The 9,601-nt window shown below is 68.5% G+C and carries 11 protein-coding genes; 8 read left to right on the plus strand and 3 right to left on the minus strand.

The genetic code is table 11. From position 1 onward, the window contains the following. The 5 genes from Q0M60_RS13795 to Q0M60_RS13815 all read left to right on the plus strand — a co-directional run. Positions 1–756 (plus strand): DNA gyrase C-terminal beta-propeller domain-containing protein (locus Q0M60_RS13795; RefSeq protein ID WP_296820558.1); only part of this gene is annotated, 756 nt, incomplete at its 5' end. 48 nt (positions 757–804) lie between these two features. Further along, positions 805–1,584: a hypothetical protein gene (locus tag Q0M60_RS13800; RefSeq protein ID WP_296820559.1), complete on the plus strand. Its 780-nt coding sequence runs from the start codon at positions 805–807 to the stop codon at positions 1,582–1,584. Between the two features lie 57 nt (positions 1,585–1,641). Continuing rightward, the gene (gene coaD, locus Q0M60_RS13805) at positions 1,642–2,136 is read left to right on the plus strand and encodes a pantetheine-phosphate adenylyltransferase (RefSeq protein WP_296820562.1); all 495 of its coding nucleotides are present in this window, start codon (positions 1,642–1,644) and stop codon (positions 2,134–2,136) included. Continuing rightward, positions 2,136–2,996 carry a peptidylprolyl isomerase gene (locus tag Q0M60_RS13810; protein ID WP_296820564.1) on the plus strand — a complete coding sequence of 287 codons (861 nt, stop codon included), beginning with the start codon at positions 2,136–2,138 and terminating at the stop codon, positions 2,994–2,996. Before coaD ends, Q0M60_RS13810 begins: the two co-directional genes overlap by 1 nt. A gap of 16 nt (positions 2,997–3,012) precedes the next feature. Next, positions 3,013–3,912: a peptidylprolyl isomerase gene (locus tag Q0M60_RS13815; RefSeq protein WP_296820567.1), complete on the plus strand. Its 900-nt coding sequence runs from the start codon at positions 3,013–3,015 to the stop codon at positions 3,910–3,912. Between the two features lie 3 nt (positions 3,913–3,915). On the opposite strand, the gene Q0M60_RS13820 is transcribed toward Q0M60_RS13815, so the two are convergent. Then, positions 3,916–4,911, minus strand: coding sequence for a Ppx/GppA phosphatase family protein (locus tag Q0M60_RS13820; protein WP_296820568.1), 996 nt, complete (start codon positions 4,909–4,911; stop codon positions 3,916–3,918). A 195-nt stretch (positions 4,912–5,106) separates the two neighbouring features. On the opposite strand from Q0M60_RS13820, the gene hspQ reads away from it, so the two are divergent. Both hspQ and phhA read left to right on the plus strand, forming a co-directional pair. Continuing rightward, entirely contained in the window at positions 5,107–5,436 is a 330-nt protein-coding gene (gene hspQ, locus Q0M60_RS13825) for a heat shock protein HspQ (RefSeq protein ID WP_296820570.1), read from the plus strand. A gap of 62 nt (positions 5,437–5,498) precedes the next feature. Then, complete coding sequence (gene phhA / locus Q0M60_RS13830; RefSeq protein ID WP_296820579.1) at positions 5,499–6,380, plus strand: phenylalanine 4-monooxygenase; 882 nt, start codon at positions 5,499–5,501, stop codon at positions 6,378–6,380. On the opposite strand, the gene nth is transcribed toward phhA, so the two are convergent. Both nth and acs read right to left on the minus strand, forming a co-directional pair. Continuing rightward, on the minus strand, positions 6,377–7,075 hold the full coding sequence (gene nth / locus Q0M60_RS13835; RefSeq protein WP_296820572.1) for an endonuclease III: 699 nt from the start codon (positions 7,073–7,075) through the stop codon (positions 6,377–6,379). The two genes, phhA and nth, sit on opposite strands and share 4 nt — an antisense overlap. After that, positions 7,072–9,009 (minus strand): acetate--CoA ligase, encoded by a 1,938-nt coding sequence (gene acs, locus Q0M60_RS13840; RefSeq protein ID WP_296820575.1) that lies wholly within the window; start codon positions 9,007–9,009, stop codon positions 7,072–7,074. The genes nth and acs overlap by 4 nt, the downstream gene beginning before the upstream one ends. 113 nt (positions 9,010–9,122) lie before the next feature. Between acs and Q0M60_RS13845 the strand changes: the two genes are divergently transcribed. Continuing rightward, the coding region (locus Q0M60_RS13845; protein ID WP_296820577.1) for a creatininase family protein at positions 9,123–9,601 on the plus strand (479 nt) is incomplete at its 3' end.

Consider the following 9,601-nt stretch of genomic DNA (forward strand, 5'->3'; position numbering starts at 1 on the left):
GTGAACCGCGCCGGCAAGATCGCCATGAAGCTGGACGAGGGCGACTCCATGGTCGGGGTGGCGCTCTGCACCGCCGACGACGACGTCATGCTGACCACCGCGCTCGGCCGGGCCATCCGCTTCAAGGCCGACGATGTGCGCGTCTTCAAGGGCCGGGACTCCACCGGGGTGCGCGGCGTTCGCCTGCAGCCCGGAGACGAGGTGATCTCCATGGCCATCCTCGGCCGGGTGGATGCCACGCCGGAGGAGCGCGCGGCCTACGTCAAGCACGCCAACGCCATGCGCCGCGCCGCCAGCGGAGACTCCGAAGAAGACACGGCGACGCCGGACGCGGACGAGGAGGCCGTCGGCGACGCCGTCCTGTCAGTCGAGCGCATCGCGGCCCTGGGCGCCGCCGAGCAGTTCATCCTGACGGTCACCGAGACCGGCTTCGGCAAGCGCTCCTCGGCCTACGAGTACCGGCGCACCGGACGCGGCGGCCAGGGCCTGACGGCCCACGGCCTGGGCGGACGCGCCGGCGACCGGCTGGCGGCGGCCTTCCCCGTCGAGGACAGCGACGACCTGCTGATGGTCACCTCGGGCGGGCAGATGATCCGCACGCCGGTCGACCAGGTCCGCATCGTGGGCCGCTCGAGCCAGGGGGTGACCATCTTCCGCACCGCCGAGGGCGAACGCGTCGTCTCGGTCGAGCGCCTGCCCGACAGCGGCGAGGACGAGGCCGGGGGTGACGAAGCGCCGGTTTCCGGCGAAGAGTAGGGACCACGCGCCAAGGGCTGCCGCCGGCGCGTTGCGTCGGGGGACTGGATGATGCGTTATCTGCTTTTGCTCGTCGCGCTCTTCGTCGCAGCGTGTTCCGCCCCTGCGGCGGACGCGGCGCGAGAGACGCAGGCGACCACTGCCTACGAACATTTGGCAGCCGAGCGATTTGACGCTCTGCGCGGGCAGATGACCCCCAGTTCCGCCGAAACCGCCGATGACGCCACGCTCCGGCGGATGGCCGACTTCGCGCCGGAAGGCGAACCTGAATCGTCCCGCGTCGCGACCTGGAACTGGCAGACAGTCGGGGACACGCAGGCGTATCAAACCCTGCAAGAGTTCGAGTACCCCGACCGGATCGTGTTGTGGCAGACAACCATGGTGCGCCGTGGGGACGAACCGTGGCGGATCGACGGCGTCTACATCAACAGCGCGAGCCCCGAAGCCGCCGAACTGGCGAGATTTACGCTCAGCGGTCGGCCTCCCCAGAGCTATGCCATCCTGGCGGCGGCCGTGGTCGCTCCGATCCTCTGCCTCATTACTGTCGTGGTCGCTGCGCTGCGCAGGAGGTGGGGCTGGATGGTGGCTTCGTTCTTCGGCGTCGGCCAGTTCACGCTCAACTGGACGACCGGCGAAGTGTTTTTCGAGTTGCTGCGTTTCGCGCTGTTCGGCGCCGGCTTCATGAAGACGGGCAGCTCGCTAGACCCCTGGATGATCTTCTTCGCCGTGCCCGTTCCAGCCATCCTGTTCTGGCTGCTCGGACGTTGGAGGCCAAAGCCCGCAAAGCCGGGACGAAAGAGCGCGGTTGAAGACAGTCCGCCTGTCTAGGCTCTCAAGACATCGGCTGTTAGACAGGCAATCACGCGCCAGCGGGAGGGACGCTCTTTGCGCATCGGCCTCTATCCGGGGACCTTCGATCCCGTCACCAACGGGCACTGCGACATCATCGGGCGGGCGATCAAGCTGGTCGACCATCTGGTGATCGGCGTGGCTCGCAACGACGACAAGGGTCCCCTGTTCAAGACCGACGAACGGGTCGCGATGTTGCAGGACGCGGTGCGCGAGCGCTGGCCGGACGCCTCGATCGAGGTGCGTCCGTTCGAGAGCCTGCTGATGCACTTCGCCGAGGCCGTGAACGCCAACATCATCATCCGGGGCCTCAGGGCCGTCGCGGACTTCGAATACGAGTTCCAGATGACGGCGATGAACCAGAAGCTGAACGCCGAGATCGAGACCGTCTTCCTGATGGCCGATCCGCGTCACCAGGCGGTCGCCTCTCGCCTGGTCAAGGAGATCGCCCGGCTGAAGGGCGACATCGACGGATTTGTACCGCCCGCGGTGGCCGAGGCCCTGCGCGCTCGCTTTTCGGAGAGCGCCTGATGCGCCTGACCATGCTGCTCGGCCTCCTCGCCGTGCTCGTCGCCAGCCCTGTGGTGGCCCAGACGCCGGAGTGGCGTGAGGTCGCGCCCGACAATCTCCTGGTTATTGAGACGACCAAGGGCCGAATCCTGATCGAAATGGCCCCCGATGTGGCCCCGCTTCACGTCGAGCGAGTGCGGACCCTCGCGCGTCAGGGCTTCTATGACGGCATCACCTTTCACCGGGTGATCGACGGCTTCATGGCGCAGACGGGCGATCCGCTCGGCACCGGCATGGGCGGCAGCGAGCTGCCGGACGTGCGCGGCGAGTTCGTCTTCCGTCGCGGGACTGAGCAACCCTATGTGGAGGTCACCGGCTCCGACACCGCCTATCGGCGACCGGCGGGCGGCCAGCTCGGCGTCTACGGCGCCCTGCCCGTCGCCACCCAGCCGGACGGCCAGATGTTCGTGACGCGCGACGGCCGGGTCGACGGCACGGCCTGGTTCTGTCCCGGTGTCGTCGGCGCAGCGCGCAGCGGACAGAGCGTCGACAGCGCAAACAGCCAGTTCTTCATCATGCGCGCCCCGAACTTCAGCCTCAACGGCTCCTACACCGTCTGGGGACGGGTCGTGGACGGCATGGACACCGTCATGCTGCTGCGTTCGGGCGACCCAACATCTGGGCGCGTGCCGGAGGCGGAGCGGGACAGCATGACGCGCGTGCGGGTCGCCTCAGACATTCCGGCTGCTGAACGGCCGGCGGTACGGGTGCTCGATCCGCGATCGGCGCGGTTTGCCCAGCAGGTCGAAGAGCGACGCGCCGCGCGCGGCGGCTCCTTTTCCATCTGTGACATCAGCCTGCCTTCGGAAGTGACCAACTGAACCCCGGGGAGGAACCATGCTGCGCCTTCTGATCACCACCCTCGTCGGGCTTGCCCTGTCGGCGCCGGCCGTGGCCCAGGAGACCGTCCCTCCGCCTCCCCCGCCGCCAGACGAAGGCGCTGTCATCGCCGCCACCGACTGGCGCGAGGTGCCGGCCGAGAACCTGCTGGTCATCGACACCAGCCGGGGCCGCATCTTGGTCGAGATGACTCCGCAGGCGGCGCCGAACCACGTCGAGCGCATCCGCCGGCTGGCGCGCGAAGGCTTCTATGACGGCCAGCGGTTCCACCGCGTCATCGACTGGTTCATGGCCCAGACCGGCGACCCCCTGAGCCGCGGCGCGGACCGCACCCTGTGGGGCGAAGGCCAGAGCGCCTATCCCGACCTCGAGGCCGAGTTCACCTTCCGCCGCGGACCCGAGGTGGGCTACGCGCCGGTCGCCCAGCCAGCCGGGGCGGTGATCGGCTTTCTCGGCTCCCTGCCGATCCAGACCCAACCCGACGCGCTGATGTCCCAGACCTCGGATGGCCGGGTCCACGCCTGGGGTCTCTATTGCCCCGGCGTCGCCGGCATGGCGCGCGGGGACGAGAACAACAGCGCCAACAGCCAATTTTTCTTGATGCGCCAGGCTTACCCGGCGCTCGACAAGCGCTACACGGTCTGGGGCCGCGTGGTGACCGGGCTCGATGTGGTGCGGTCGCTGCAATACGGGACGGATCCATCGGGTGCGGTGCCCGAGCCCGACGTCATGACCCAGGTGCGGGTGGCCTCGGACATAGCCGACGGCGACAGGCCTCGTGTGCGGGTTCTCGCGCCCGAGTCGGAAGCCTTCGCCGCGCTTGTGGCGCGGGTGCGCGGGGAACGGGGCGCGGACTTCTCGATCTGCGACATCGACCTGCCGGCCGAGACCTTCTGAGCTTCAGCGGCGCCGCCGGCGGCGTCTCGACTGCATCAGGGACAGCAACATGCCTTCGCGCAGGCCGCGGTCGGCCACGCGCACGTGCTGGCATGGCCACTGCCGCTGGACGGCCTCGAGGATGGCGGCTCCGGCAAGGACGAGGTCCGCGCGGTCCGGACCAATACAGGCCTCGCTCGCCCGCCCCGCACGGTCGGTTCCCAGCAGCCGATCAGCCACGGCCCGGCACTCGTGCGCCTGCATGCGCAGGCCGTCGACCTTTGCGCGTTCGTAGCGCTGAAGACCGAGGTGCAGCCCCGCCAGGCTGGTGATCGCGCCGGAGGTGCCGATCAGTTGGGCGCGTCCGTCCGAAAAGGCCTCGCGGTGCCCGTCCGCGCCATCGAAGGCGGCGATCCGGTCCGCGATCGCGCCGACCATGGCCTCGAACCATTCCAGCGTCGGCGTTTCAGGTTCGGGAAACCGTTCGGCCAGGGTGACCACACCGATCGGCGCCGACATCCAGGTCAGCAGCTCCGGCGGACGGCCATCGCCGCCTCGCCGACGGACCCAGGACATCTCGGTCGAGCCCCCACCGACATCGAGGATGATCGCAGAGGTGAAGCGCCGGTCGATGAGGTCCGAACAGCCGGCGACGGAAAGCCGGGCCTCTTCCTCAGGCGGAATGATTTCCAGCCGCAAACCGGTCTCGCGCTCGGCGCGCTCGAGGAACGCCTCTCCATTGGCTGCGCCGCGGCAGGCTTGTGTGGCCACGGCTCGCACCTTCACCGCCTTGCGCCGCGCGATCTTGTCGGCGCAGACCTTGAGCGCCGCGATGGCCCGGTCCTGGGCGGCCTGCGACAACTCTCCGCTCTGGCTCAGTCCCTCACCGAGGCGCACGATGCGCGAGAAGGCGTCGATGATGCGAAAGCCGGAGCCGGCCTTGCGGGCGATCAGCAGACGGCAGTTGTTGGTGCCCAGGTCCAGCGCCGCGTAGCACGGCTGCTCCAGGCGCCCGCCCACGGCGGAAGAAAGGGTTGGCGCGGCCCCGGAGGGCGCGTCGGAAGTCCCAGGCATGGCCCGAACCTGCATCGGAGCTGTGGGACCCAGCGCCCCGCGCTCGTTTTCGCATCCAGCCTAGCGGCGCCCGCGAACCTGTCCAGTGATCCGCACACGCCGTTCAGGTTGGCGTCAGGCGCGATCTGCACAATGCAGGGCATGAACACGCGAACCGCCAAGTTCAGCATCGGCCAGCTGGTGAAGCACAAGAGTTTCCCGCTGCGCGGCGTCGTGATCGACGTCGACAGCGAATTCAACCACGGCGACAACTGGTGGCAGGCCATTCCCGAGGCCGAGCGCCCGGCGCGCGACCAGCCCTTCTACCACGTGCTGGCCGAGGGCCTCGACGACGTCCAGGCGGCCTATATTTCCGAGCAGAACCTCGAGCCGGACACCGACGGCGCGCCGGTCAGCAATCCCGCGGCGGCCCGGGTCTTCTCCGGCTTCGCGGACGGACGCTACCGCCTGCGGACCAGCATGCTGCACTAGGCGGTTCCTCGTTAAGACCTCGCGCGTTAAACATGCGCGCGCAGGACAGGGACCCGCTGGCCATGGCCGATTTCGAACACGTCTTCACCGAGCCGCCTCCCGGGGCGAACGCCGACTGGACGATCGATCAGGCATGGGACCGGTACAGCGAGGTCGAGCACCAGACCTGGGTCACCCTCTATGAGCGGCAGATGGGCATCCTGCCCGGCCGCGCCTGCGACGCCTTTCTGCGCGGCCTCGACGCGCTGGACTTGCACGGCGAGGGCATCCCCGACTTCCGGGTGATGAACGAGAAGCTGAAGGCCCTGACCGGCTGGACGGTCGTGGCCGTCCCGGGGCTGGTGCCGGACGAGGTCTTCTTCGACCACCTTGCCAACCGCCGCTTTCCCTCGGGCCAGTTCATCCGCAAGCCGGACCAGCTGGACTACCTGCAGGAGCCGGACATCTTCCACGACGTCTTCGGCCACGTGCCGATGCTGACCGACCCGACCTTCGCCGACTACATGGAGGCCTACGGCAAGGGCGGCCAGCGCGCCGCCGAGCTGGGCATGCTCCAGAACCTGGCGCGGCTCTACTGGTACACGGTCGAGTTCGGCCTGATGGAGACGCCCGAGGGCCTGCGCATCTATGGCGCGGGCATCGTCTCCTCGCGGACCGAGAGCGTCTTCAGCCTCGAGGATCCGTCGCCCAACCGGCTGGGCTTCGACCTGGAGCGGGTGATGCGCACGCTCTACCGGATCGACGACTTCCAGCAGGTCTATTTCGTCATCCCGTCGCTGGACGCCCTGCTGGCCGAGACCACCAAGGACTTCGGCCCCATCTACGACCGGCTCAAGAACGCCGGCGAGATCCCTATCGAGACCATCCTGCCGTCGGACAGGGTCTATACCCGCGGCACCCAGGCCTACGCCCACGCCGGCGGCCGCTTCGCCAAGGCCGGCTAGGCCTTTCGGTTACCGACTTTCGGTGGCGTCGCGGCGTGGCTGGCCTCCAGCCCAGCCCGGGCGGGACAGATGTCGCGCAGCACGCAGGCGGGACAGTTGGGCTTGCGCGCCGTGCAGGTGTAGCGGCCGTGCAGGATCAGCCCGTGGTGCGCCTTGGGCAGCCAGGCCTCGGGCACCACGCGATGGAGCTGGTCCTCGACCTTGTTGGGCGTCGCGGCGTTGGCCAGGCCCAGGCGGTGCGAGACACGGAAGACGTGGGTGTCGACGGCGATGGCCGGCTCGATCCCGAGTTCATTGAGGACCACGCTGGCGGTCTTGCGCCCGACGCCCGGCAGCGACTGGAGGTCGGCGCGGTTCAGGGGGACCTGGCCGCCGTGCTTCTCCAGGATCAGTCGCGATAGCGCGATGACGTTCTTCGCCTTGTTTCGATAGAGCCCGATGGAGGCGATGTACGGGATCAGCCCCGCCTCCCCCAGCGCCAGCATCTTCTCGGGCGTATCCGCGACGGCGAACAACTTCTCGGTGGCCTTGTTGACCGAGACGTCGGTGGCCTGGGCGGACAGGGCGACGGCCACGACCAGGGTGAAGGGATCCTGGAAGACGAGTTCGGTCTTTGGCTCGGGCATGACGCCGGCCAGGCGCGAGAAGATCTCCTCGACCCGGTCCTCGTCAGGCGGCCAGCGCAGTCGGCTCACCCCGCCCGATTCCGCACCAGGTCCTCCACCACCGACGGATCGGCCAGGGTCGAGGTGTCCCCGAGGTTGGAGGTGTCGCCCTCGGCGATCTTCCTGAGGATGCGCCGCATGATCTTGCCGGAGCGCGTCTTGGGCAGGCCCGGAGCCCACTGGATGACATCGGGCGAGGCGATCGGACCGATCTCGTGGCGGACCGTGGCGACCAGCGCCTTTCTCAGGTCTTCCGAAGGCGTCTCGTCGGCCTTGAGGGTGACGTAGGCCCAGACCCCCTGCCCCTTGATGTCGTGCGGATAGCCGACGACCGCGGCCTCGGCCACGGCCGGATGGGCGACCAGGGCGCTCTCCACCTCGGCGGTGCCGAGCCGGTGGCCCGAGACGTTTAGCACGTCATCGATCCGGCCGGTGATCCAGTAGTAGCCGTCGGCGTCGCGCCGGGCGCCGTCGCCGGTGAAATACTGGCCGGGGAAGGTCGAGAAATAGGTGTCCAGAAACCGCTCGTGGTCGCCGTAGACGGTCCTCATCTGGCCGGGCCAGGAATCGGTCAGGGTCAGGGGACCTTCGGCGGGCCCCTCGATCGCCTCGCCCTCGGCCGTCACGATGGCCGGGAAGACGCCCGGCAGCGGCAGGGTCGCCGAGCCCGGCTTGAGGTCGGTCGCGCCATAGACGGGCGAGATGAGGACGCCGCCGGTCTCGGTCTGCCACCAGGTGTCGACGATGGGGCAGCGCCCCTCCCCGACCACGTCGTGGTACCAGAGCCAGGCCTCGGGATTGATCGGTTCGCCGACCGAGCCCAGCAGCCGCAGCGACCGGCGGCTCGCCGCCTTCACGGGCCCGTCGCCCTCGCGCATCAGGGAACGGATGGCGGTGGGGGCCGTGTAGAAGACATTGACCTGGTGCTTGTCGATGACCTGCCAGAAGCGGCCGGCGTCCGGCCAGGTCGGCACGCCTTCGAACATCAGGGTCGTGGCCCCGTTCGCGAGCGGCCCATAGACGATGTAGCTGTGGCCGGTAACCCAGCCCACGTCGGCGGTGCACCAGTAAACCTCGCCCGGACGGCAGTCGAAGACCCGCTCATGGGTGTAGCTGGCCCAGGCCAGGTAGCCGCCGGTCGTGTGCAACACGCCCTTCGGCTTACCCGTCGAGCCCGAGGTGTAGAGGATGAACAGCGGATCCTCCGCGCCCATCGGCTCGGGCGGACAGTCGTCGGGGACGCGGTCCCGCTCCAGGCCATAGTCGTGGTCCCGGCCCGGGCGCATCGCCACCTTGGCCCCGGTGTTGCGGACGACGAGCACCGAGGCCACGCCGGCGGCCTTTTCCAGGGCTTCGTCGACGTTAGCCTTGAGGGGAATGGTGCGGCCGCCGCGCCGGCCTTCGTCGGCGGTAATGACGACTGTCGAGCCGCAGTCCTCGATCCGGCCCGCCAAGCTGTCGGGCGAGAAGCCTCCGAACACCACCGAATGGACCGCGCCGATGCGGGCGCAGGCCAGCATGGCCCAGGCCGCCTCGGGAATCATCGGCAGATAGATGGTCACCCGGTCGCCCTTCTGGACGCCGTGCGTCTTCAGCACATTGGCCATCCGGCAGACTTCGGCGTGGGCCTCGCGATAGGTGAAGGCGCGGCTCTCGGAGGGGTCGTCGCCCTCCCACAGGATGGCGACCTGTTCGGCGCGTTCGGCCAGGTGCCGGTCCAGACAGTTGACCGAGACATTCAGCACCCCGTCCTCGAACCAGCGGATGCGGAATTCCTCGCGCCGGAAGGAGACGTCTTTCACCTTCGAAAAGGGCTCGATCCAATCCAGCCGCTGACCGACCATGCGCCAGAAGATGTCGGGGTCGCGCTGCGCCAGCGCCCGCTCGGACTCCAGCGCCCGGGCGTCCATGGAGGCGCGGGCCTGTTGGTCTTCGCTGACGGGAAACAGTTCGCGGTCACTCATGGCGGGCTCCGGAAACGGCGTTCCGTCGGTAAAGGTCGCGGAACCGTCGCGCATTCAGTATGGGGACGGCCATCCGATTCCAAGCCGCCCAGCCGGCGAAGCCCCAAGTCCCCATGCTCATCCATCTGTCCTCCTGGCCCGAGATCGAGGCCCGGCTGAACCAGACCAAGACGGTCGTCATCCCCATCGGCTCCAACGAGCAGCACGGCCCCACCGGCCTGCTCGGCACCGACTGGCTGTGCCCGGAGATCATCTCCCACGCCGCCGAGAAGCAGGACGAAAGCCTGGTCGTGGCCCCGACCTTCAACATCGGCATGGCCCAGCACCACCTGGCCTTCCCGGGCACCATCACCCTGCGCCCCTCGACCTTCATGGCGGCGATCTCAGACTGGGTGTCGTCGCTGACGCGGCATGGGTTCGAGCGGATCTATTTCCTGAACGGCCACGGCGGCAACGTCGCCACCATCGAGGCCGCCTTCGCCGAGATCTACGCCGAATGGTCCTTCGCCGAGGAGCGCTGCCCCTTCATGCTGAAGCTGCGCAACTGGTGGGACCTGCCGGGCGTCACCTCGCTGTGCAACGGCATGTTCCC

Source organism: Brevundimonas sp. (assembly GCF_024711105.1).
GTDB lineage: Bacteria > Pseudomonadota > Alphaproteobacteria > Caulobacterales > Caulobacteraceae > Brevundimonas.